The 23,963-nt window shown below is 67.6% G+C and carries 17 protein-coding genes; 13 read left to right on the top strand and 4 right to left on the bottom strand.

Going from position 1 to position 23,963, the window contains the following annotated elements; translation table 11 throughout:
* Nucleotides 1–32 precede the first annotated feature (32 nt).
* Nucleotides 33–320 (bottom strand): co-chaperone GroES, encoded by a 288-nt coding sequence (gene groES, locus AC0QC4_RS05990; RefSeq protein WP_483658822.1) that lies wholly within the window; start codon nucleotides 318–320, stop codon nucleotides 33–35.
* A 228-nt stretch (nucleotides 321–548) separates the two neighbouring features.
* Between groES and sppA the strand changes: the two genes are divergently transcribed.
* From sppA to AC0QC4_RS05970, 4 genes are all read left to right on the top strand, one after another.
* Nucleotides 549–2,531: a signal peptide peptidase SppA gene (gene sppA / locus AC0QC4_RS05985; RefSeq protein WP_483658821.1), complete on the top strand. Its 1,983-nt coding sequence runs from the start codon at nucleotides 549–551 to the stop codon at nucleotides 2,529–2,531.
* Nucleotides 2,525–2,662, top strand: a complete 138-nt coding sequence (locus AC0QC4_RS05980) for a hypothetical protein (RefSeq protein ID WP_483658820.1) — start codon at nucleotides 2,525–2,527, stop codon at nucleotides 2,660–2,662. The genes sppA and AC0QC4_RS05980 overlap by 7 nt, the downstream gene beginning before the upstream one ends.
* 207 nt (nucleotides 2,663–2,869) lie before the next feature.
* On the top strand, nucleotides 2,870–5,575 hold the full coding sequence (locus tag AC0QC4_RS05975) for a beta strand repeat-containing protein (RefSeq protein ID WP_483658819.1): 2,706 nt from the start codon (nucleotides 2,870–2,872) through the stop codon (nucleotides 5,573–5,575).
* A gap of 137 nt (nucleotides 5,576–5,712) precedes the next feature.
* The gene (locus AC0QC4_RS05970; protein ID WP_483658818.1) at nucleotides 5,713–8,457 is read left to right on the top strand and encodes a hypothetical protein; all 2,745 of its coding nucleotides are present in this window, start codon (nucleotides 5,713–5,715) and stop codon (nucleotides 8,455–8,457) included.
* Nucleotides 8,458–8,529: 72 nt separating this feature from the next.
* Here the strand turns inward: AC0QC4_RS05970 and AC0QC4_RS05965 are convergent, their stop codons facing one another.
* Nucleotides 8,530–10,338 (bottom strand): CshA/CshB family fibrillar adhesin-related protein, encoded by a 1,809-nt coding sequence (locus AC0QC4_RS05965; RefSeq protein WP_483658817.1) that lies wholly within the window; start codon nucleotides 10,336–10,338, stop codon nucleotides 8,530–8,532.
* Between the two features lie 231 nt (nucleotides 10,339–10,569).
* Between AC0QC4_RS05965 and AC0QC4_RS05960 the strand changes: the two genes are divergently transcribed.
* The 8 genes from AC0QC4_RS05960 (at nucleotide 10,570) to ftsH (ending at nucleotide 21,294) form a co-directional block, all read left to right on the top strand.
* Entirely contained in the window at nucleotides 10,570–11,823 is a 1,254-nt protein-coding gene (locus AC0QC4_RS05960) for an aspartate kinase (RefSeq protein WP_483658816.1), read from the top strand.
* A 39-nt stretch (nucleotides 11,824–11,862) separates the two neighbouring features.
* Nucleotides 11,863–12,873, top strand: coding sequence for an NAD(P)H-dependent flavin oxidoreductase (locus AC0QC4_RS05955; protein WP_483658815.1), 1,011 nt, complete (start codon nucleotides 11,863–11,865; stop codon nucleotides 12,871–12,873).
* Nucleotides 12,874–12,991: 118 nt separating this feature from the next.
* Nucleotides 12,992–13,732, top strand: coding sequence for a hypothetical protein (locus tag AC0QC4_RS05950; protein ID WP_483658814.1), 741 nt, complete (start codon nucleotides 12,992–12,994; stop codon nucleotides 13,730–13,732).
* Nucleotides 13,733–13,871: 139 nt separating this feature from the next.
* Nucleotides 13,872–16,163: a phosphoenolpyruvate--protein phosphotransferase gene (ptsP, locus tag AC0QC4_RS05945; RefSeq protein WP_483658813.1), complete on the top strand. Its 2,292-nt coding sequence runs from the start codon at nucleotides 13,872–13,874 to the stop codon at nucleotides 16,161–16,163.
* An 88-nt stretch (nucleotides 16,164–16,251) separates the two neighbouring features.
* A complete protein-coding gene (locus AC0QC4_RS05940) occupies nucleotides 16,252–17,169 on the top strand; it encodes a RodZ domain-containing protein (RefSeq protein ID WP_483659335.1) in 918 nt (305 codons plus the stop codon).
* A gap of 77 nt (nucleotides 17,170–17,246) precedes the next feature.
* Nucleotides 17,247–18,296, top strand: coding sequence for a tetratricopeptide repeat protein (locus AC0QC4_RS05935; protein ID WP_483658812.1), 1,050 nt, complete (start codon nucleotides 17,247–17,249; stop codon nucleotides 18,294–18,296).
* The gene (tilS, locus tag AC0QC4_RS05930; protein ID WP_483658811.1) at nucleotides 18,277–19,254 is read left to right on the top strand and encodes a tRNA lysidine(34) synthetase TilS; all 978 of its coding nucleotides are present in this window, start codon (nucleotides 18,277–18,279) and stop codon (nucleotides 19,252–19,254) included. The genes AC0QC4_RS05935 and tilS overlap by 20 nt, the downstream gene beginning before the upstream one ends.
* Nucleotides 19,255–19,332: 78 nt before the next feature.
* On the top strand, nucleotides 19,333–21,294 hold the full coding sequence (ftsH, locus tag AC0QC4_RS05925; protein ID WP_483658810.1) for an ATP-dependent zinc metalloprotease FtsH: 1,962 nt from the start codon (nucleotides 19,333–19,335) through the stop codon (nucleotides 21,292–21,294).
* A 250-nt stretch (nucleotides 21,295–21,544) separates the two neighbouring features.
* Here ftsH and rpoZ read toward each other — a convergent pair whose 3' ends face one another.
* Nucleotides 21,545–21,886 (bottom strand): DNA-directed RNA polymerase subunit omega, encoded by a 342-nt coding sequence (gene rpoZ / locus AC0QC4_RS05920; RefSeq protein WP_483658809.1) that lies wholly within the window; start codon nucleotides 21,884–21,886, stop codon nucleotides 21,545–21,547.
* Nucleotides 21,887–22,016: 130 nt separating this feature from the next.
* Between rpoZ and AC0QC4_RS05915 the strand changes: the two genes are divergently transcribed.
* On the top strand, nucleotides 22,017–23,189 hold the full coding sequence (locus tag AC0QC4_RS05915; protein ID WP_483658808.1) for a phospholipase D-like domain-containing protein: 1,173 nt from the start codon (nucleotides 22,017–22,019) through the stop codon (nucleotides 23,187–23,189).
* A 21-nt stretch (nucleotides 23,190–23,210) separates the two neighbouring features.
* On the opposite strand, the gene AC0QC4_RS05910 is transcribed toward AC0QC4_RS05915, so the two are convergent.
* On the bottom strand, nucleotides 23,211–23,831 hold the full coding sequence (locus AC0QC4_RS05910) for a class I SAM-dependent methyltransferase (RefSeq protein WP_483658807.1): 621 nt from the start codon (nucleotides 23,829–23,831) through the stop codon (nucleotides 23,211–23,213).
* Between the last annotated feature and the right edge of the window lie 132 nt (nucleotides 23,832–23,963).

Raw genomic sequence — 23,963 nt, 5'->3', positions numbered from 1 at the left:
TAGCGGGGATGACGATGGTTGGTTGGGAAGGATCAGCCGACGATCCCGAGGATGTCGCTTTCCTTCATGATCAGCAGGTCTTCGCCGTTGACCTTGACCTCGGTGCCCGACCACTTGCCGAACAGGATGCGGTCGCCGGCCTTGACGTCGAGCGGCGTGACCTTGCCGTCTTCGGCCTTGGCGCCGCTGCCGGCGGCGACGACTTCGCCTTCCTGCGGCTTTTCCTTGGCGGTGTCAGGAATGATGATGCCGCCGGCCGTCTTTTCTTCGGCCTCGACGCGGCGAACGAGCACGCGATCGTGCAGGGGACGAAACTTCATGCGGATTTCCCTTCCTGGTTTCGATGAGTCTTGGCACTCACCGCGGGGGAGTGCCAACAGGGGCGCATTTGGCGCTTTGTTCCGGAAGGTCAAGGGGGGCGGCGACGCGGGCCAAGATTTTGTTGCCGATGCCTGCTGTCATTCCCTGCACGAGGCAGCGTGCCCCTTGCCGTTCCGCCACCTGAACGCCACATTTACAGCGCCACTGTTATGGACTAGCAACACAGCATGACCGACGCCGCGCTCCCCCCGTCCGCCCTGCCCGCCACCGATGGCCCCGCTGCATCTGTCGCGGCCGCTGCGCCGCGCCCGATCAAGCGCTATACGACGCGGCAGGTGATCGGCGGCTTCTGGCGCGTGCTGGTCGGCATCAAGGACATGCTGGCGCTCCTGTTCCTGCTGCTGTTCTTCGTCTTCCTCGCCGGCATCCTGTCCGGCCGGCCCAATCCCGCCGGCGTGTTCGGCACCGGCGCGTTGGTGCTGAAGCTGGACGGCACGGTCAGCGAGCAGCCGGCGCCGGTCGATCCCTTTGCCGCCCTGAGCGGCGGCGCGCCGGTGCGCGAGTTCCGCCGTGCCGACGTGGTGCACGCGCTCGAAGTCGCCGCCACGGACGACCGGGTGAAGGCGGTGGTGCTCGATCTCGATCGCTTCATGGGCGGCGGCCAGGTGGCGCTGGGCGACATCGGCGAGGCGCTCGACAAGGTGCGCGCGGCCAACAAGCCGGTGCTGGCCTTTGCCACCGCCTATAGCGACGATGCCTATCAGCTCGCCGCGCATGCCTCGGAAATCTGGACCGAACAGGGCGGCGGCGTGCTGATCGCCGGCCCGGGCGGATCGCGGCTCTATTACAAGGGGCTGATGGACCGGCTGGGCGTGACCGCCAACGTCTACAAGGTCGGCACCTTCAAGAGCGCGATCGAACCCTTCACCCGTTCCGACCAGTCGCCCGAGGCCGAGGAGGCCAATCTCGCCTACGCCAGCGTGCTGTGGGAACGGTGGCAGGAGCAGGTGCGCCGCGCCCGTCCGCGCGCGCAGCTCGCCGCGTTCATCGCCGATCCGGCCGCAGCAATGCGCGCCAATGGCAATGATCTCGCCAACGCCGCCAAGGCCGCCGGGCTCGTCGACCGCGTCGGCAGCCGCATGGCGTTCGAAACGCGGGTGGCGGCAGTTGCCGGCGCCTCCGACGATGCACGGCCCTGGAAATACGACCGGATCAAGCTCGACGACTGGGTCGCGGCCAATCCGCGCGAGGAGAATGGCGACCGCATAGCGGTCATCCCGGTGGTCGGCGAAATCGTCGACGGGGTGACCGACAACGGCACCGCCGGCGGCGAAACCATCGCCCGCCACATCTTCGATGCGATTGCCGACGACAGCGTCAAGGCGATCGTGCTGCGCGTCGATTCCCCCGGCGGATCGGTGCTGGCGTCCGAACGCATCCGTTCCGCGCTGCTGCAGGCCAAGAGCCAGCGGCGGCTGCCGATCGTCGTCTCGATGGCCAATGTCGCGGCGTCGGGCGGCTACTGGGTCTCGACCCCGGCCGACAAGATCCTCGCCGAGCCCGACACCATCACCGGATCGATCGGCGTGTTCGCGGTGCTGCCCAGCTTCGAGAATGCGCTGGCCAACATCGGCGTCGGCGCCGACGGCATCGCCACCACCCCGCTGTCGGGCCAGCCCGACTTGTTCGGCGGGGTCAACGAACAGTTCGACGCGCTGGCACAGGCGAGCGTCGAGGACATCTACGGCCGCTTCACCGGCCTCGTCGCGCAATCGCGCCGCCTGCCGATCGCGCGCGTCAACGAGATCGCCGAAGGCCGTGTCTGGGCCGGTGCCACTGCCCGTCAGCTCGGCCTGGTCGACCAGTTCGGCGGGCTGGAGGACGCGATCGGGGAAGCCGCCAAGCTCGCCCGTCTCGATCCCGCCAAGGTACACGGCCATGTCTTCGAGACCGAGCCCGATGCTTTCAGCCAGTTCTTCGCCAACATGAGCAAGCCCGGCGAGGACGAGGAAGCCGCCCCGCCGTCGGGCTGGTTCGCCCAGGCCGCCTGGCTGCGCGAAGCCCGCCTCGCCCAGGCCCTCGGCGACGTCCGCCGCCTGATGGGCGCCAGCGGCGCGCAGGCGAGCTGCCTGGAATGCCGCGACTGGCTGGCCCCGAAGGGCGCGACGGCGGAAGAAAAGGGGATGATCGCGCGCTGGCTGGGGTGGTAAGCGCTGCGGCGGGCGACAATGCCGGCTTCAGTGTCTCTGGCGCCGGCGACACCAATGGCGATAGCGTGGCCGATTTCCTGATCCGCATCGATGGCGTGCAAAGCCTGACAGCAGGCGATTTCGTGCTGTAGCACAGCCGGTCCATCGCCGTGGCGGCGGGATGGTGATCCAGCACCGTGCAGGCAATATGCGATTTGGGACAGAAGTTTAACGCAGGCCTAACCATGGGCTTGCGCGCCAAATCGTTTCGATTATCACCCATGTCCGAATTTCAGGTGTCGCTTCTTTCCTGACGGGACCGGGCAAGCCGGGCCGTCGCACCGTTCGGGGACCAGCACATGCCAGCACAAGTGATCGATCTCGGCAATATTCCTGCCGGAGACGGCTTCCGGATCATCGGCGATGCCAATTATGACCGCGCGGGTACCTCGGTGTCGGCGCTGGGCGACGTCAATGGTGACGGCATCGACGATCTGATCATCGGCGCGCCATCCAACGACGCCAACGGCGATTCGTCGGGCGCGGTCTATGTCATCTATGGCCGCACTGGCGGGCGAAGCGGCACGATCGATCTGGCCAACCTGTCGGCAGCAGACGGTTTCGTGGTGCGTGGTGTGGCTGGCGACGAGCTGGGGCGCAGCGTCTCCTATGCCGGTGACATCAACAATGACGGCATCGGCGATTTCGTGGCCGGCGCGATCGGATCGGATCTCGGCGGCAACCTCGCCGGCGCGGCCTTCGTCATCTTCGGCCAGGCCGGTACCAGCCGGGGAACCATCAACGTCTCCAGCCTGTCCGGCTCCGACGGCTTTACCATCATCGGCGACGCCGATCTCGATCTGCTGACCGCGGTGTCGCGGGCCGGCGATGTCAATAATGACGGCATCGACGATCTGGTGGTCGGTGCGTCGGGCAATGATGCCGGCGGCAGCTCGGCGGGCCGCGCCTATGTCGTGTTCGGCCGCAGCGGGGCGTCGCGCAGCAATATCGATCTGGCGTCCTTCGCGGCTGCCGACGGCTTTTCGATCACCGGCGATGTTGCCGACGACCGGCTGGGCCGTGCGGTATCGGCCGCCGGTGACATCAATGGCGACGGCATCGACGACATAGTGGTCGGCGCACCCTATGGCGACAATGGCGGCAATCTCGCCGGAGAGGCCTATGTCATTTTCGGCCGCGCCGGAGCGACGCGGGCCAATATCGATGTTACATCTCTGGCCGCCACCGACGGCTTCACGATCGAGGGGTCGGGCATCCAGATCGTCGGCACCAGCCTCGCCAGCCTGGGGGACATCAATGGCGACGGGCTCGACGATATATTGGTGGGCGCCTACCGCACCTCAGGCGGCGGCGCGGCCTATGTCATCTTCGGCAAGGTCGGGGGGACGCGCGGGACCATCAACGTGTCGACCCTCGACCCCAGTGACGGCTTCGCCATCTTCGGCGATCAGGCAGGCGACCAGTTCGGCATCAGCGTTCAGGGCGGCGGCGACATCAATGGCGACGGCATCCGCGATCTGATCATCGGTGCCAACCGCGCCGCCGATCTGGGCCCGTCGACCGGTGAGGCCTACGTCATCTTCGGCCGCGCCGGCACGCGCAGCGCCATCGACGTGACCAACCTGTCGCAGAGCGACGGCCTCGCCATCCGCGCGGCCAGCGGTGGCGATCAGGCGGGCCGGGACGCGACCTTCGGCGACGTCAACAACGACGGCATCGATGACATCATCGTCAGTGCGATAGACGGCGACGATGGCGGCACCAATGCCGGCGAGATCACCGTCATCTATGGCAGCCGCCTGTTCGGCGCGATTAACGGGACCGCATCGGGTGAAACGCTGACCGGGACGGCGGCGGCAGACCGGCTCAACGGCTTTGCCGGCAACGATGTGCTCGATGGCGGTACCGGTGCCGACACCATGGCCGGCGGCGCGGACAACGACATCTATGTCGTCGACAATGCCGGCGATGTCGTCACCGAAGCGGCGAACGAGGGCAATGACCGGGTCGAGACCGATCTTGCCAGCTACACGCTGCCCGACAATGTCGAGGATCTGGAATATACCGGCGCCGGCGCCTTTACCGGCAACGGCAACACCCTTGGCAACATCATCGTCGGTGGCGGACTGGGCGATACGATCAACGGCAATGACGGCGACGACACGCTTGGCGGCGAGGCCGGCAACGACACGATCAACGGCGGCAACGGCTCTGACCGGCTGATCGGCGGCACCGGCGCCGACACCATGAACGGTGGCGCAGGCAATGACCGCATGATCATCGACAATGCCGGGGATGTCGCCAACGGCGGCGACGGCATCGACACCGTCGATATCAGCGTCGGCGGCCTCACCTATGCCATCGCCGGGGACATCGAGATCGTCCGCAATGTCAGCAGCGGCGATCTGACCTTGACGCTCAACGGGCTGCACAACAGCTTCGCCGGCAGTCTGACCGGGGCCGACACGGTCTTTGCCGGCGACGGGCAGGACACACTCTATGGCCGGGGCGGCAATGACCAGCTCAACGGCGAAGGCGGCAACGACTATCTGTTCGGCGGTGACGGAGCAGATACGCTGGCTGGCGGCGACGGTGTCGACCTGCTCAACGGCGGCACCGAGAACGACAATCTGGCCGGCGGCGCGGGCAATGACGAGATCTACGGCGAGGCCGGCGACGATGTGCTGTTCGGATCGAGCGGCGCCGACCTGCTGCACGGCGGCGCGGGGGCGGACCTCTTCCATTATGCCGCGCTGACCGACAGCGGCACCACGCGCGCCACCTCGGACTTCATCCGTGACTTCAACCAGGCCCAGGGCGACCGTATCGACCTCAGCGCCATCGATGCGATGGCCGGCGGCACCGACGAGGCCTTCAGCTTCATTGGCACCGCCGCCTTCACCGGCGTCGCCGGGCAGCTCCGCGCCGAATTGATCGCCGGTGAAACCGTCGTCAGCGGCGACATCAACGGCGATGGCGTCGCCGATTTCATGATCCGCATCGACGGCGGCTACCCCCTCACCGCAGCGGATTTCGTACTTTAGGCGATGGAAAGCGCGCCCGGCCAACGGCTTGTCGCGTTTCTCCAATAAAGCCGCCGCCGCTCTGGGCTAGTTCCCCGCAGGCGTCGGGCACGGTCAGGCCAAGCCACTGACCCCCGCCGCGAGGAGGGGGACCGGACATGCCTGCACAAGTGATCGATACGACCAACCTGACTCCGAGCCAGGGCTATCTGATTCTCGGCGCGACCGACTCTAATGTGGCGGGGCGCAGCGTCACCAATCTGGGCGACATCAACGGCGACGGTATCGACGATTTCGCCATCGGCGCGGCGCGCGCCGGATCGTTCAATCCGCTGTCGGGCGCGACCTATGTCATCTTCGGGAAGGCAGGGGCGACGCGACCGACCATCGACCTGGAGGCACTGTCCCCCAGCGACGGCTTCGTCATTTTGGGTTCCGACTCAGGCGATTCTGCAGGTTTCGCCATTGCCGGTGCGGGCGACATCAATGGCGACGGCCTCGATGATCTGGTGATCGGCGCGTATAAAGGCGAGAACAACGGCGGCGTCGACACCGGAGAGGTCTATGTGATCTTCGGCCAAGCGGGCGCGACGCGGGCCAACATCAATCTTGGCACACTGGCCGCGACCGACGGGTTCCGTATCACCGGCGATGCCGACTATGACTTTTTCGGGCGCAGTGTCGCGGGCGGCGCGGACGTCAACGGGGACGGTTTCGACGACATCTTGGTCGGTGCCTGGGGCGGTGATGGCGGCGGGCCGAATGCGGGCGAGGCCTATGTCATCTTCGGTGCAGCGGGCGCGACACGCGACAATATCGATATAACCGATCTGACAGCCGAGCAGGGCTATCTGATCCAAGGCGATCAGCCGGTTGACGAAGCCGGGCGACGCGTCGCGCTGGGCGATGTCAACGGCGATGGCGCCGCCGACGTCATCGTCGGCGCGCCGAGAGTCGATACAAGTGGCGGCTCCAACGACGGGGCCGATGCCGGCGCAGCCTATGTCAGTTACCGCATCCAGGGCATAGGTGCTGTCGATCTCGGTACGCTCGATGTCGGTGACGGCTTCTTCATCCGCGGCGACGCGGCGGGCGACCGGGCGGGCTATAGCGTGGCGTTTGCGGGCGACATCAACGGCGATGGCATCGGCGACCTGATCGTCGGCGCGGATTCGGGCGACGACGGCGGCTTCAACGCGGGCGAGGCCTATGTCATCTATGGCCGCAATGGCGGCGACCGCGACGATATCGACCTGACCAACCTGACTCCACAATTCGGCTTCAAGATCGTCGGCGACGCGGCGGGCGATCTGCTGGCGCGCAGCGTCTCTGCGGCAGGCGATATCAACGGTGACGGCATCGGCGATCTGATCGTCGGAGCGGGCGACAATGATGTCGGCGGCAATGCCGCGGGCGCCGCCTATGTCATCTTCGGTCGCGTGGGCCAGACGCGTGGCGCCATCGATCTGTCGACCTTGGCCGATACAGACGGGGTGATCATCCGCGGAGATGTCGCCTTCGACACGCTGGGCCTTGCGGTTTCGGCGGCGGGGGACGTCAACGCCGATGGCATAGACGATCTGCTGGTCGGCGCGCCCAATGGCAAGCTGGGCGGGCATAACGCCGGGCAGGTCTATGTCATTTTCGGCAATCGCGATTTCGGCGCGATGCAGGGAACGGGCGACAGCGACACCTTGCAGGGCAGCGACGGGCCCGACACGCTGCGCGGCAATGGTGGCGACGATGTGCTCGACGGGCGACTGGGCAGCGACCGTCTGGTCGGCGGGGTCGGCAGCGATGTCTATGTGATCGACGACGCCGGCGATCAGGCAATCGAAGCAGCGGGCGAAGGCATCGACCGGGTCGAGACGGTGCTCGCCGCCTATACGCTCGCCGCCAATGTCGAAAATCTGGAATATACCGGCAACGGCAGCTTTGCCGGGGCGGGCAACGGCCTGGCCAACCACATGATCGGCGGACTGCAGGCCGACAGCCTGTCCGGCGACGATGGCGACGATACGCTGGGCGGCGAAGCCGGCAATGACACGCTCAATGGCGGCAATGGCAGCGACCGGCTGTTCGGCGGCACTGGCGCCGACACGATGAACGGCGAGGCCGGCAACGACCGGATGGTGGTCGACGATGCCGGCGATATCGCCAATGGCGGCGACGGCGTCGACACGGTGCAGATCGTGACCGCCGGGCTCAGCTACCTCATCACCGGCGACGTCGAGATTATCTCCAACCATTCGGGCGGCGACCTCACGGTCACGCTCAACGGCCTTGCCAACACCTATGGCGGCAGCGCGGGCGTCGATACGGTGAATGCCGGTGACGGGCAGGACACCGTTTACGGCCGCAGTGGCAACGATGTGCTGCGCGGCGAGGCAGGCACCGATTATCTGTTCGGCGAAAGCGGCAACGACCGGCTGGAGGGCGGCGACGGCGTCGATTTCCTCTACGGTGCGGAGGATGACGATGTGCTGCTCGGCGGCAGCGGCAACGACACGCTCTACGGCGGCGACGGGTCGGACGATCTGACCGGCGGCGCGGGCCTCGACATGCTGATCGGCGGCAATGGTGCGGATGATTTCATCTTCGCCGATGGCGACGTCGGTTCGAGCAGGGCGTCGGCAGACCGCATCCTCGACTGGTCCCGCGCCCAGGGCGACCGCATCGACTTGAGCGGTATCGACGCGATCGCCGGCGGCGCTGACGATGCCTTCAGCTTCATCGGGGTTGCCGCGTTCAGCGGCATCGCGGGGCAATTGCGCTATGCCTCGTTCGACAGTTCCAACACCTCGACGGTGATCGAAGGCGACACCAATGGCGATGGCATTGCCGATTTCGTCATCCGCGTGGACGGGAATTTCAACTTCAACGCCGGAGACTTCCTGCTCTGAAGCCGGCGGGGAAGCGGCCGGTGGTGGCGCGACCCTTGGCCAACCGGGCGTCTGCCCGACGATGCGCGCGGTTCAGTTGATCCGGCCGCGGAAGCGGATGGTGAAGCTGGGCTGGGTCGTCGCGGTGGCGGCCGCCATGGTGCCGGTCGGCGCGATGCGGATGCCGCGCACCGCGGGGTCATAACCGGCGACCGGCGTGTAGCTGTAGGGCGCGCCGCCGCCGCTCTGGTTGGAATAGGTAACCATCGTCGCAGCGTTGAAGGCATTGAGCCCGCTCGCCGTTGTGCCGTTGGTGAAGGTCACCGGAGTCGAGCTGTCGAAAGTGAAATTGGCGGGCAGCGGATCGGTCAGCACGATGCTGCTCGCGTCGACCGCGAGATTGCCGACATTGGTGACGACGATCGCATATTCGACGATCGCGCCCGGGATCTGCTTGGGGTTGACGGTGCCGTTGACCGGGTCGGAAATCACGCTCGACTGCTTGTCGATAGTCAGCAGCGCGGTCGACCGGCGCGTGTTGGTCAGCGTGCAGGTGATGACATCGCCCAGCACCGGCGTGATCGGGCCCGGCACCGTGGTCGGCCGAACCGTGCTCGACCCGCTGTTGGCATTGGTGCAGGCCATGGCGCTGGTATAGAGGCCGAGGTTGGTCGCGCCCGCGCCGATCTCGTCGAGGCTGTAGTTCGTGCCCGAAACCAGCTGGACGAAGCCGGTATCGCCACCGGTCACTGTCGTCGTGGTGCCGCTGGTCGTCGCGGAAGCCACCGTCGTCGTCCCCTGCATGATGCGCACGGTGAACTGGTCGGTGTTGAACCGGCGCCCGCCGGTGCCCAGCGCCTTGAGCAGGCGCACATGCGGGTGGGCGATGTTGGTGAAGGTGCAGGTCAGCGAATCGCCGAACTGCAGCGTCCCGAGACTGTAACTGGTGGTGACGGCATTGACCGGCAGCACCGTGGACGATCCTGCCGTGCTGTTGGTGCAGGTCAGCGTCGAGCGATACTGCGAAAGCGTACTGACGCTGCCCGCCGCCATTTGCTCGCTGAGCGTCAGCGGAATGCCGGAGGCCAGGTTGACCGGGGCAGCGGCAAAGGGTCCGGTGCCGGTCCCGCTGGTCGTGCCCGTCGCCAGCACCGTGCCGGGGCCGGTGGCGGTGACGCGAAAGGTGAACTGGTCGGCCGCGTTGATCCGCACGCCGCCGATCTGCTTGTTGAGCCGCAACGAGGCGAAGCGGACCGCGAACATGATGCCCTGCAGACCGCCTGCCTGCAGCTGCGCCGTGACGGTGGTCGGGCTGTTCGACCCGACGATATAGCCGCCGACCGTGCCGGGAACGCCGGTCACCGTATAGGTGCTGGTGCCGAGTCCGCTCTGTGTGGGGTAAGTGTTTCCGCTGATCGGCGGAACATCGTCAAGCAGGGTCCAGCTGCTGCCATTGGTGGTGTACTGCAAGGTTTCATTCTCATTGCTCGATTCCGCATCGGCGATGACGAAGCTGTAGGCGGTGACCGCGGTCGCACCGGCAGGCGGGGTGATCAGGATCGAGCTGATCGTGATCAGCCTTGTGCCCGCCGCGGCGGTGTAGAGGATCGGGCGACCGGGGATGCCAAGGAAGGCGGTGTTGCCGACCGCAGCCCCGGTCCAGGACGGCGCTGCAACGGCGTTGAACGCGGTGCCGGTGCCAGGCGTGACCCGCAGGTTGAAGGTCAATGTCGACCCGTCGGTCAGCGTGTAGGAGAAATTCTGTCCGCCGGCGGAGCGCGCGGTTGTATCATTGTAGGTGGCAAAATCGAGCCAGCAATAGCTCTGCCATCCCGCAGGCGCGGTGCCCTGCGTCGTCGCCGGTGAACAGCTTTGAGCGCTGGCAGGCGAAGCAGCAGCCATGGCCACCACCAATCCCGCCAGCGCCAACAGTTTCCGGGCCAGTCTGGTCCAACCTGATCCCATGACGGCGGCGTTAAGGGGGGATGGTTAGCAAAGCGTAAATCGGTGTTGCTGCGCTGAGTGGCACGGCGCTTGCCATCGGCCGCCCCCTTCCCTAACAGCCGCGCGACGCGAACCGAGCGGAATTGCGCGGTTTGTTGCGATTGAAACCAAGGGAAAGCCGGACCAGCCATGGCCCGTATCGTGATGAAATTCGGCGGCACATCGATGGCCGGGACGGAGCGGATCCGCACCGTCGCGGCGCTCGTCAAGCGAGAGGTCGATGCCGGCAACGAGGTGGCGGTGGTCGTCTCCGCGATGGCGGGCGAGACCGACCGGCTCGTGCAATTCTGCCGCGAAGCCAACCCGCTCTATGACGAGGCGGAATATGACGTCGTCGTCGCGGCGGGCGAGCAGGTCACCTCCGGCCTGCTGGCGCTGACGCTGCAGGCGATCGGCGTGCCGGCGCGCAGCTGGCTGGGCTGGCAATTGCCGATCCGCACCATCGAAACCCACGCCAAGGCGCGCATTTCGGAAATCGAGACCGACGCGCTGCTCGCAGCGATGGCGGCAGGCCAGGTCGCGGTCATCCCCGGATTCCAGGGTATGATGGCCGATGGCCGCGTCTCGACGCTGGGCCGCGGCGGCTCGGACACCAGCGCGGTGGCGGTGGCGGCGGCGGTCAAGGCGGACCGCTGCGACATCTACACCGACGTCGACGGGGTCTATACCACCGATCCGCGCATCGTTTCGCGCGCGCGCAAGCTCGACTATGTCACCTACGAGGAAATGCTCGAGCTCGCCTCGGTCGGTGCCAAGGTGCTGCAGACCCGCTCGGTCGGCCTCGCCATGAAGCTGGGCGTGCGGGTGCAGGTATTGTCGAGCTTTGTCGAACCGGGCGGCGCACCCAAGCCCGGCACTTTGATCGTCAGCGACGAGGAAATCGAGGAACATCAGATGGAACGGCAGCTGATCACCGGCATCGCCTATGACAAGAATGAGGCCAAGATCATCATCACCCGCGTGCCAGACCGGCCCGGCGCGGTGGCGACGATCTTCAAGCCGCTCGCCGATGCCGCCATCAACGTCGACATGATCATCCAGAATGTCGGGCGCGAGAAGGGCGAGACCGACGTCACCTTCACCCTGCCCAAGGCGGACCTTGCGCGCGCCATCGAGATTCTGGAAGGCGCCAAGGAAGCGATCGGCTACAACCGCATCATCCACGAAACCGGCATCGCCAAGATCAGCGTCGTCGGCGTCGGGATGAAGAGCCATGCCGGCGTCGCGGCGACGATGTTCGACGCGCTGGCCGCGCGCGGCATCAACATCCAGGCGATCTCGACCAGCGAGATCAAGGTCAGCGTGCTGATCGAGGAAGATTATACCGAGCTCGCCGTGCGCGTATTGCACACGGCCTATGGGCTGGACGCGGAGGCGGCATAACCGCTGCCCCGCGAGCGCGCGCGGGAGAGGGAACAGCGCATGACAGACTATCCCCGCCTTTCTGCCCACATGGCGCGCGGCACCGCGCTGCTCGGGTCGGACCTCGCCATCATGTGCGGCGCGATGTCGTGGGTGAGCGAACGTAACCTCGTTGCCGCCATCAGCAATGCCGGCGGCTTCGGCGTCATCGCCTGCGGCGCGATGACGCCCGAGCTACTCGATGCGGAAATTGCCGGCACCAGGGCGCTGACCGACCGGCCGTTCGGGGTCAATCTGATCACCATGCACCCTGCGCTCAACGATTTGATCGCGGTCTGCGGTCGCCACGCGGTCAGCCACATCGTGCTGGCCGGCGGGCTGCCGCCGACCGGCAGCGTCGAGACGATCAAGGCGACCGGCGCCAGACTGCTGTGCTTCGCGCCGACGCTGGTGATGGGCAAGCGGCTGATCCGCCATGGGGTCGACGGCCTGATCATCGAAGGCAGCGAGGCAGGCGGCCATATCGGCCCGGTCGCGACCAGTGTGCTCGCGCAGGAAATCCTGCCGCACCTCGCCGATCAGGTGCCGGTGTTCGTCGCCGGCGGCATCGGCAATGGCGCGATGATCGCGGCCTATCTGGAGATGGGCGCCGCCGGCGTGCAGCTTGGCACGCGCTTCGTCTGCGCGACCGAGAGCATCGCCCATCCGGCGTTCAAGAAGGCCTTCCTGCGCGCCTCCGCGCGCGAAGCGGTGGCCAGCGTGCAGATCGACCCGCGCCTGCCGGTCATTCCGGTACGCGCCCTCAGGAATGCCGGTACCGAAGCCTTCACCGCCAAGCAGCGCGAAGTCGCGCAATTGCTGGATGAAGGCCGCATCGACATGGCCGCAGCCCAGCTCGAGATCGAGCATTACTGGGCCGGTGCGCTGCGCCGCGCGGTGATCGACGGCGATATCGACAATGGCTCGCTGATGGCCGGCCAGTCGGTCGGCATGGTCACCAGCGAACAGAGCGCCGCCGAAATTGTCGCAGAACTGGCAAGCGCCGCCGAAACAGCGTTAACCAAAGATTGACAAGCCGACTCCGGCGATTCAAGTCAGCCCCCGACAGTGCCGGCGGTCTTCGCGACGCGTCGGCGGGCAGCGCATGACGCTGCGTTTGCGCCATCGGGCCAGTGGGGAGTTGAGAGTGATGAGAGCGTGGTACGCCCGATCGGCAGCAGTGGCGATGGCGCTGGTGCTTGCCGCCTGCGCCGCCAAGCCGCCGCCCCCGCCGCCACCCGCGCCGCCGCCGCCGGTGATCGTGCTGCCGCCACCGCCCCCGCCGATGCCGCGCCCGGTGCCGCCCAACCAGTCGCCGCCCGACATGATCATCCCGGTCACCGACCTTGCCGGCCGGCGCATGACCCCCAATGTCGATCTGACGCCGGAGCAGGCGCTGTGGCAATTGCGCATCGGCCTCAACGTCGCCGCGCTCAACTGCCGCGGGCCGGATAACCAGATCCTCATCGACAATTATAGCCGCTTCCTGACCAACAACCGCCGCGCCATCGCCGCTGCCGAACGCGCGGTGATCTCGCAGATGGGGCGGCAGACCGGCACCAACGGCATCGCCGCGCGCGACAGCCTGTCGACCCGGCTCTACAATTATTTCGCGCTGCCGCCGGTGCGGGCGCAATTCTGCCCGACCGCCTTCAACCTCGCCGCGCTCGCCGCGGCCGAGCCGACCGCCACCATCCTGCCCTTCGCCCAGGCGCGCATGGCCGAGCTCGACCAGCCGTTCGTCGATTTCTTCAACGCCTATGCCCGCTATCAGGCGGACATGATCACTTGGCAGTCGCTGCAGCCGCCTGCGGTCACCCCGGTGCCGGTCGCGCCCTCGGGCGTGGCCCAGCCGGCGACGACGATGACGCCGATGACTGGCGGCAATTAGGCGGGCCGCCCATCGTCCGCAGCCTGCGGCCTCGCTGGGCCGCAGGCACTGCAGCGCATGAAGACCGCCCGCGCCGGCACAGCCCGGCCCGATTTGCCTCCTCGCCACTCCCCTGCCCTTCTGCTAGCAGGTCGGGACGATGACCGCACCGCCGCCACCTCCATCCAGTGCCGCGCAGGCCGCGCGCGAGATTCTGCGCAACCTCAACGCCGTGATGGCGGCGGACACCGGCGCGCAAGGCAAGCTCAACCGCACCGTCCAGCTTATCGGGGAGGCGCTCAACAGCGAGGTCTGCTCGATCTACCTGCTGCGCGAAGGCGTGCTCGAGCTGTTCGCAACGCGCGGCCTCAACCAGAGCGCGGTGCACGTCACCAAGCTGGCGCTGGGTGAGGGCCTCGTCGGCACCATCGCCCGCGACATCGAGACGCTCAACCTCGACGAAGCCTCCGCCCATCCTGACTATGCCTACAAGCCGGAAACCGGCGAGGAGCAGTTCCACAGCTTTGCCGGCGTGCCGATCATCCGCCGCGAGCGGGCGGTGGGCGTTCTCTGCGTGCAGCATGCCGCCAGCCGCCGCTATGACGATATCGAGATCGAGGCGCTGCAGACGGTGGCGCTGGTGCTGTCAGAGCTGATCGCCAACGCCAGCCTGATCGACGAATTCGATGCCGCCTCCGGCCCTGCCGATGTCTCCGCGCAGAGCCTGACCGGCCTCAAGCTGGTCGACGGCATGGCGCGCGGCGTCGCGGTGTTCCACCAGCCGCGCATCGTCATCGCCCACACGGTGGCGGAGGATGTCGAGACCGAGCGGGCGCGCGTCTACAACGCCTTCGTCAAGATGCGCGAACAGATCGACCGCATGGCCAACCAGGCCGAGTTCGGCGGCGGCGGCGAGCATGACGAGGTGCTCGCGATGTACCGCATGTTCGCCTACGACGAGGGCTGGTCGCGCCGCATCAACGAAGCGATCGACAGCGGTCTGACCGCCGAGGCCGCGATCGAGCGCGTCCAGCAGCGCACCCGCATGCGCATGCGCCAGATCGACGATCCGCTGCTGAGGGACCGGATGCACGATCTGGAGGACCTCTCCAACCGGCTGATCCGCATCGTCGCCGGGCAGATGGGCACCGCCGCGCAGACCGGGCTGCGGCAGGATTCGATCCTCATCGCCCGCAACCTCGGCCCCGCCGAGCTGCTCGAATATGACCGGCGGCGGCTGAAGGGCGTGATCCTGGAGGAAGGCTCGCTCACCGCCCACGTCATCATCGTCGCGCGCGCGATGGGCGTTCCGGTGATCGGCCGGGTCAAGGACATCCGCCACCGCACCAGCGAAGGCGACATGCTGCTGCTCGATGGCGCGCGCGCCACCGTCCACGTCCGGCCCACCGCCGCGCAGCAGGAGGCGTTCGATACCCAGCTGGTGATCAGCCAGAAACGGCGCGAACGCTTTGCCGCGCTGCGCGACGAGCAGGCTGTGACCAGGGACGGCGTGCGCATCGAGCTGATGATCAACGCCGGCCTGCGCGAGGATGTCACCGCGCTCGACCTGACCGGCGCCGACGGCATCGGCCTGTTCCGCACCGAATTCCAGTTCCTCGTGTCCGCCACCCTGCCCCAGCGCGAGCGCCAGCAGCGCCTCTATCGCGACGTGCTCGATGCCGCCGGCAACCGCCCGGTCATCTTCCGCACGGTCGACATCGGCGGGGACAAGGCGCTGCCCTACATGCGGCAGGACAATGATCATGAGGAAAATCCGGCGATGGGCTGGCGTGCGCTGCGCCTCGCGCTCGGCCGCGACGGGCTGATGAAGGCGCAGGCGCGCGCGCTGCTGGAGGCGGCGGCGGGCCGCACGCTCAACGTCATGTTCCCGCTGGTCAGCGAACCGTGGGAGTTCGAGGCCGCGCGCACCATCTTCGTCGAGCAGCGCCAGTGGCTCGCCGAGCGCGGCAAGCGCATGCCGACGGCAGTCCGCTACGGCGTGATGCTGGAAGTGCCGGCGCTGGCGGAAATGCTCGATCTGCTGTTCCCGCACCTCGATTTCCTGTCGATCGGCACCAACGATCTCACCCAGTTCCTGTTCGCTGCCGACCGCGCCGATCCGCGCCTCGCCGAACGCTACGACTGGCTGTCGCCGGCGGTGCTGCGCTTCCTGTCGCGCGTCATCGCCACTGCGGACGAGGCCAAGGTGGCGGTCGGCGTCTGCGGCGAGATGGGTGGGCGCCCGCTCGAGGCGATGGCGCTGATCGGCCTCGGCCTGCGCCGGCTGTCGATCACCCCGGCAGGGATCGGCCCGGTCAAGGCGATGATCCGCAGTCTCGATGCCTCGGCGGTGGCGCCGGTCGTCAGGCAGCTCACCGCGCAAGGCGCGCAGGATATCCGCGCCCGCCTGACCGATTGGGGCACCGCGGCGGGGGTCGATCTGGGTCTTTGACGCATGGCTGCGACCGCTTGCCCGATTTGGGCTTGCAGGCTGCAGCGGAATCAGGCGTTAGGCGCCAAGGGTCGAGCAATTGGACAAAATGATGAATCAGGACGAAACGAGCCTTCCGCAATCCGGCGCCACCGCAGAAGCAGCCCCCGACGCCAATGCCACGCTGGGGGAACGGCTGCGCGCTGCACGTGAAGGGCAGGGCCGCAGCCTTGCCGACATTTCCGCCGCCACCAAGGTTCCCGTGCGCATGCTCGAAGCTATCGAGCGCATGGACCTCGCCGCCTTGCCGCATGGCCCCTATGCCATCGGCTTTGCCCGCAGCTATGCGCGCGCGCTCGGCCTCAATGCCGAAGCCATCGCGAACGACATGCGCCAGGCGCTGCATGCCAACAGCATCGGCCTCGTCTCCGCGCTGTCGCAATATGAACCCGCCGATCCGGCGCGGGTGCCGCCGCTGAGAGTGGTCTGGATCTCGCTCGCCATTTGCGCACTGGTCGCCGCCGCCTACGGCGTCTGGCGCAGCGACATCCTCTCGTCCGGCCCGGCTGCCCCCGCCACCACGGCGGAGGCGGACGACACGGCTGCGCCCACGCCCACGGCCAATGCCACCCCGGCACCGCCGCCTGCGCCGACCGTCACGATTCCCGCCGATGCGCCGGTGCTGATCAGCGCCAGCCAGCAGCTCTATTTCGTGCTGGAAGACGCCAATGGCCGCAACCGGTTCGATCTGACGCTGAATGCCGGCGAATATTATACGGTGAAGCCGGGCCAGCGCGGCCTGTTCGTGCGCACCGCAACGCCCGAGGCGATGAAGCTGGTGGTCGGCGGCAACCCGCTGCCGCAGATTGGCACCCCCGGCACCCCGCTGAGCGGCGTCGGCCTTGATGCGGCCAGCCTGTCGCGCATCGCCAGCGGCCAGTGGACGCCGCCGGCAGCGGCTCCGGCACCGGCTCCGGCAGCGGCCCCGACAGCAGGCGTGCCGACCGCCACGACCCAGCGGCCTTGAGTAAGCCGGGAATATTCAGCACACAGCAAGGGCGGAACCGGCAGGCACGGTTTTCCAACAGGCGGGATCAGACAGGCATGATGGCACGACGAACTTTGTACCTGGCCGGCAGCGCAATGCTGGCGGCGACATTGACCCCGCCGGCCCTGGCGCAGACCGCGACCACCGCCGACCAGACACGCCGGATCGAGCGGATCGAACGCGAGCTGCGCGCGGTGCAGCGCCGCGTCTTCCCGGGTTCGGAAAACGGCCTGTTCCAGCCTGAAGTCGACAGCGGCACGCCGACGCCGGCGCCCACCGCCCCGGTGGCGACACCCGGCATCGACCTGTCGGCACGGCTCGACGCCATCGAGGCTCAGGTCGCGCGCCTGACCGGCGAAGTAGAGCAGACCGGCTTCCGCCAGCGCGAAATGGCCGCCGAAATCGCCCGGCTGCGCGCCGAGATGGAGGCGCGCCTGTCCGCTGCGGCGCCTGCCGCCGCCGACACCGGCGCGACCGGCACACCGGCACCCGCTGCCGCGCCAACCCCCGCTCCGGCCGCCGTGACGCCGCGTCCGACACCGGCACCGGCCCCAGCCACCGGCGGCACCGCCCCGCGGCCGACGCCCGCGCCGACGGTGACTCCGGCGCCGCGGCCGACCCCGGCCCCGGCCCCCGCCGCCAGCACCACGCCGACCGACCAGGCTGCGCTTGCCGAACGGCGGCGCCGGGTCGCAGCGGTTGCCGTGCCCTCGACCGGCGATGCGCCCGAAGATGCCTACATCTATGGTTTCCGCCTGTGGGAAGCGCGCCTCTACCCGGAAGCCGTGCTGCAACTGCAGAAGGTCATCGACGATCACCCCAACCATCGCCGCGCCAGCTATGCCGGCAACCTGATGGGCCGGGCGCTGCTCGACAATAACCAGCCCAGCCTTGCTGTGCGCGCCTTCTACGACAATTACCGCAACCGCCCGCGCGGCGAGCGCGCGGCGGAGAGCGTCTATTACATGGGCATGGCGCTGATCCGGCTCGATCGCGATGCCGACGCCTGCCGCACCTTCGACGAGTTCGACCGCGCCTATGGTGCGAGCGCGAGCGAGGCGCTGAAGGCGCAGGTCAGGGCCGGGCGTGGCCAGGCCGGCTGCTGACACCGGCCTGACCCCTGCAACGCTGCACGATGCGGTGGCGCGCCTGATTGGCGCGCAGCCCGCGCAGGCCGACCGGTTCGGCGTCGCGGTTTCGGGCGGGCCCGACAGCATGGCGCTGCTGCTGCTGGCGCTGGACGCTTTTCCGGGCCGCGTCGAGGCCGCGACCGTCGATCACGGTCTGCGCACCGAAAGCGCGAGCGAAGCCGCGCTGGTCGCCGATGCCTGCCGCACCCTCTCCGTCCCGCATCGCATCCTCCACCCCGCAGCACCCATCGCCGGATCGCTGCAGGCCGCCGCGCGCGCTGCGCGCTACGCCGCGCTGGAGCAATGGCGGGCGGACCAGCGCATCGACTGGCTGCTGACCGCGCATCATGCCGACGACCAGCTCGAAACGCTGGTGATGCGCCTCAACCGCGCCAGCGGGCTCGCTGGCCTTTCGGGCATCCGTGCGCGCCAGGGCCGGGCGCTGCGCCCGCTGCTTGCCGTCCGCCGGGCCGATCTCGACGCGCTGGTGGCCGCACGCGGCATCGCCGTTATCGATGATCCGAGCAATCGCGATCCCCGCTTCGATCGCGCCCGCATCCGCGCTGCACTCGCCGCATCCGATCTGCTCGATGCCTCGGCCGCCGCCGCCAGCGCCGCGCATCTGGCGCAGGAGGAAGCGGCGCTGGCGTGGGTTACTGCCGAGCTTGCCGCCTCCCGCATCTCCAGCGATGGCACTACCTGCCGTGTCGACATGGCGCACTTGCCGCCCGCGCTACGCCGCCGCCTGCTCATTGCCGCGCTCGCCAATGCAGGAGAGCCCGCGCCGCGCGGCGAGGCGGTCGAGAGCGCCATGGCGGCCGTCTCGCGCGGTGAGCAGGCGATGATCGGCAACCGGCTTCTGACTGCCGATTCAGACCTCTGGACCATCCGCCCTGCCCCGCCGCGCCGCGCCGCGACGCCCCGTTCAGACTGATCGGTGTAATCACCTTGCTGGCGGCCCAGTTGCTTCCTACATTCAGCCCCAGAATGGTTCGGTCCGGAGTGACGTGCAGTGGATGACGACAAGCAGCCTCAGAACAATGGTGGCGGGGGTGGCAACCCCTGGATGAAGAGCCTCCTGATCTGGACGGCGATCATCCTCGCCATGCTGATGGTCGCATCGCTGGTCGGCGGCGGCTCGGCGGCGGCCGGCAAGGCGATGAACTATTCGGATTTCCGCGCACAGGTCGTGGCCGGCAACGTGAAGTCGGTCGAGATCGGTCGCGACCGCATCACCGGCCAGCTCGACAATGGCGATACCTTCCAGACCAACCCGATCCCTGACCCAGAGCTGACCAAGCTGCTCTCCGACAACGGTGTCGCGTTCGACGGTCGTCCGGTCGATCAGGGCAATCTGTGGCTGGCGATCCTCGTCAACATCCTGCCCTTCGTGCTGCTGCTCGGCCTCGGCTTCTTCATCTTCCGCCAGGTGCAGAAGAACAACGGCGGCGGCGCGATGGGCTTCGGCAAATCCAAGGCCAAGCTGCTTACCGAGCGCGCGGGGCGGGTCACCTTCGACGACGTCGCCGGTATCGAGGAAGCGCGCGAGGAGCTGCAGGAGATCGTCGAGTTCCTGAAGGACCCGACCAAGTTCAGCCGTCTGGGCGGCGCCATCCCCAAGGGCGCGCTGCTGGTCGGCTCGCCCGGCACCGGCAAGACGCTGCTCGCCCGCGCCATCGCGGGTGAGGCCGGCGTGCCCTTCTTCACCATCTCCGGCTCGGACTTCGTCGAAATGTTCGTCGGTGTCGGCGCCAGCCGCGTCCGCGACATGTTCGAACAGGCCAAGAAGAACGCGCCCTGCATCGTCTTCATCGACGAAATCGATGCGGTCGGTCGCCATCGTGGCGCCGGGCTCGGCAACGGCAATGATGAGCGCGAACAGACGCTCAACCAGCTGCTCGTCGAAATGGACGGGTTCGAGGCGAACGAAGGCATCATCATCATCGCCGCGACCAACCGCCCCGACGTGCTCGACCCCGCGCTGCTGCGCCCCGGCCGCTTCGACCGGCAGGTGGTGGTGCCGCGCCCGGACATCGAGGGCCGCATCAAGATCCTCGGCGTGCACACCCGCAACAAGCCGCTCGCGCCCGATGTCGACCTGCGCGTCGTCGCCCGCGGCACCCCCGGCTTCTCCGGCGCCGATCTGGCCAACCTGTGCAACGAGGCCGCCCTGCTCGCCGCGCGTCGCGGCAAGCGACTGGTCGCCATGGCCGAGTTCGAGGATGCCAAGGACAAGGTGATGATGGGCACCGAGCGTCGCTCGATGGTCATGACCGAGGACGAGAAGAAGATGACCGCCTATCATGAGGCCGGCCACGCCCTCGTCGCGCTGCACGAGCCTGCGTCGGACCCCATCCACAAGGCAACCATCATCCCGCGCGGCCGCGCGCTGGGCATGGTCATGCGCCTGCCCGAGCGCGACAGCTACAGCTACCACCGCGACAAGATGCACGCCAATCTGGCGGTCAGCATGGGCGGTCGCGTCGCCGAGGAAGTGATCTTCGGCTATGACAAGGTCTCGTCGGGCGCGAGCGGCGACATCCAATATGCCACCAAGCTCGCCCGCGACATGGTGACCCAATGGGGCATGTCCGACGAACTCGGCCCGCTGCAATATGAGGAAGCGCAGGGGGAAACCTTCCTCGGCTACTCCCAGTCGCAGCGCGTCCACATGTCGGACGAAACGGCCAAGCGCATCGACAAGGAAATCCGCCGCATCGTCGAAACCGGCTATGACCGGGCCAAGGCCGTGCTCACCGACCATGTCGACCAGCTCCACAACATCGCCCAGGCGCTGCTCGAATATGAGACGCTGAATGGCGACGAAGTGCGCCGCGCCGCCAATGGCGAGGGCATCGGCCGCGACATCGATGGCACCCCCAGCGACGTCCGCCCGGTCGACGGCCACGCCGGCTCGATCCCCAAGGTCCGCCGCAAGCCCCGCCCCTTCGGCGACGCCGCACCGCAGATGTGAGCGGTGCGGGGGTCTTGCCCGGCCCTCCCCGAATGCACGTCATTGCGAGCGCAGCGAAGCAATCCAGAGCGGTAAACGCCGGCTCCCGATTGCTTCGCTGCGCACGCAAGGGCGCCAGTCGAAACGACAAGCACGAAAAAAGGGCGCCCTCCGCTACCGGAAAGCGCCCTTCGGCAATTTCGATGCGTTCTGCCAGGCGACCGGACGGTCAGCACCGGCAAACCGGAGCGCACTGCTCCGGCACTTTGCCTTACTCGTAATCGCCCATGCCGGCGGTCGGGCGCGGCGGGGCGGCGGCGGTGAGGCGCAGTGCCTCGGCCGAGCGCGACAGGTTGCCGATTTCATCGGGCGTATCGTCGTCGTCGACCAGCACCTTCTGATGCCCGCCGATCAGCGCGGCTTCGAGGTCGGCCGGACGGATGGTCTCCTCGGCGATCTCGCGCAGCGCCACGACCGGGTTCTTGTCGCGGTCGCGATCGACGGTCAGCTCGGCGCCGCCCGAAATCTCGCGCGCACGCTGCGCCGAGAGCAGGACCAGATCGAAGCGGTTGGAAATCTTGTCGACGCAATCTTCGACGGTGACGCGCGCCATGCGGCAGGCTCCTTGGAGAAAATGGCTTCCGGCAGTGCGGGAAAGCCGGTCCCATAGGGCGGGAGCGGCTGCGAGTCAATGAAATGCCCCACTGGCCGCGGCCGGCAGGGGCGGGTAAGCACCCTGCGCCATGCCACCCGCCGCCGTCCTCCCCTGCCCTGAGGCGACCATCGGTGACAGCCATATCGCGCTGATCGTCGGCGGGCCCGAGCGGCTGCGCACCCTGCTGGCGATGATCGACGGGGCCGAGCGCTCGCTGCGGCTGCTTTTCTACATTTTTGCGGCCGATGCCAGCGGCAGCGCCGTGCGCGATGCGCTGGCGCGCGCGGCGCGGCGCGGGGTCTCGGTCACCCTGCTCGCCGACAGCTTCGGCTCGGGCGCCACGCCCGACAGCTTCTTCGATCCCATCCGCGCCGCGGGCGGCACGGTGCGCTGGTTCGGCACCCGCTGGACGCCGCGCTATCTGATCCGCAACCACCAGAAACTGGTCGTTGCCGATGGCAAGCGGCTGATGTCGGGCGGTTTCAACGTCGAGGACAGCTATTTCACCCCTGCCGACGTCAGCGATGGCTGGGCCGATCTCGGCTTTACCCTCACCGGCCCGGCGGTGGCGGCGGCGGTGCGCTGGTTCGACGGACTCGCCGGCTGGATGGCGCAGCCACGTCCGCGCTTCCGTGCCTTGCGGCAGATGGTGCGCGAATGGCGCGACCATGGCGGGCGCGTGCGCTGGCTGGTCGGCGGCCCGACCGTGCGCCTCTCGCCCTGGGCGCGCAGTTTCCGGCACGATCTGTCGCGCGCGGGCAATGCCGCCATCGTCATGGCCTATTTCGCGCCCAATGCCGGGCTGCTCAGGCGCATGGCACGCATCGCGCAGGGCGGCGGTCACATGCGGCTGCTGCTGCCGTCGCGCAGCGACAATGCCGCCACCGTCGGCGCGGCGCGGCTGCTCTACGGCTTCCTGCTCAAGCGCGGCGTCGCGATCGGCGAATATCTGCCACAACGCCTCCACAGCAAGCTGATCATCCTCGACGATGTCGTGCTGATCGGCAGCGCCAACTGCGACATGCGCAGCCTGTATGTGAACATGGAACTGATGCTGCGCATCCGCGACGCCGGCTTTGCCCGGCAATGCCGCGCGCTGATGCTGGCGATGGAGCAGGCGTCGGAACCGATCACCCGGCAACTGCACCGCCAGCGCGCCGGCTGGCTCAACCGCCTGCGCTGGTTCGCCTCCTGGCTGGTGGTGTCGGTGATCGACTACAGCGTCACCCGCCGCCTCAACTTCGGCCTGGGCAAGCGCTGATCCGGGCGATGGTCGGCGAGGCTATTTCGTCGCCCAGAACAGATGGCACGGCGGCACGTTGATCCACTCATAATCGGCGTCGATCTGGCTGAAGTGCGGCACCAGATAATCGCGCACGCGCTTGCGATACTGGTAGACCAGAAAGCTGCCGCCGGTGCGCAGCACGCGATGGGTGGCCGCCGCTATCGCCGGGCCGACGCCCTCGGGCAATGTGGAGAACGGCAGGCCGGACAGCACGATGTCCGCCGATTCGAAGCCATGCGCCGCGACGATCGCCTCGACATCGGCAGCCGAGCCGTGGACCACATGGAAACGGCTGTCTGCGATATCCCGCCCCAGATAGGCGACGAAATCGGGGTTGGTGTCGATGGCGATCAGCGTCGCGCTGCCCTTCATCCGCTCCAGGATCGGGCGGCAGAACGTGCCGACGCCGGGTCCATATTCGACGAACAGGTCGACATTCGCCCAGTCGACCTTGGACAGCATATGGTCGATCAGCGTGTCGGTCGATGGAATCACCGAGCCGACCATCACCGGATGCTTGGCGAATCCCTTGAGAAACATGCCCCACGGCCCCAGCGCCCGCACCACCCGGTCGACCAAGCGGCCGGATTTGCGAGCTACGGCTTTGGGAATACTCATGCGGGCGCCTTGCGATACGAGGGCGTGACGACAGTGTTACGCCGGTAAGTCAGCGCTCGTTCGCAGATTATGTTCCCTCGTGCAAGGCAGGCGGGGTGGCGGCCCTGCCGATCCCAAAGCGAAGATCGCTGT

The organism is Sphingomonas sp. jy18 (assembly GCF_056931895.1).
This window is presented reverse-complemented; position numbering and strand designations above follow the sequence as displayed.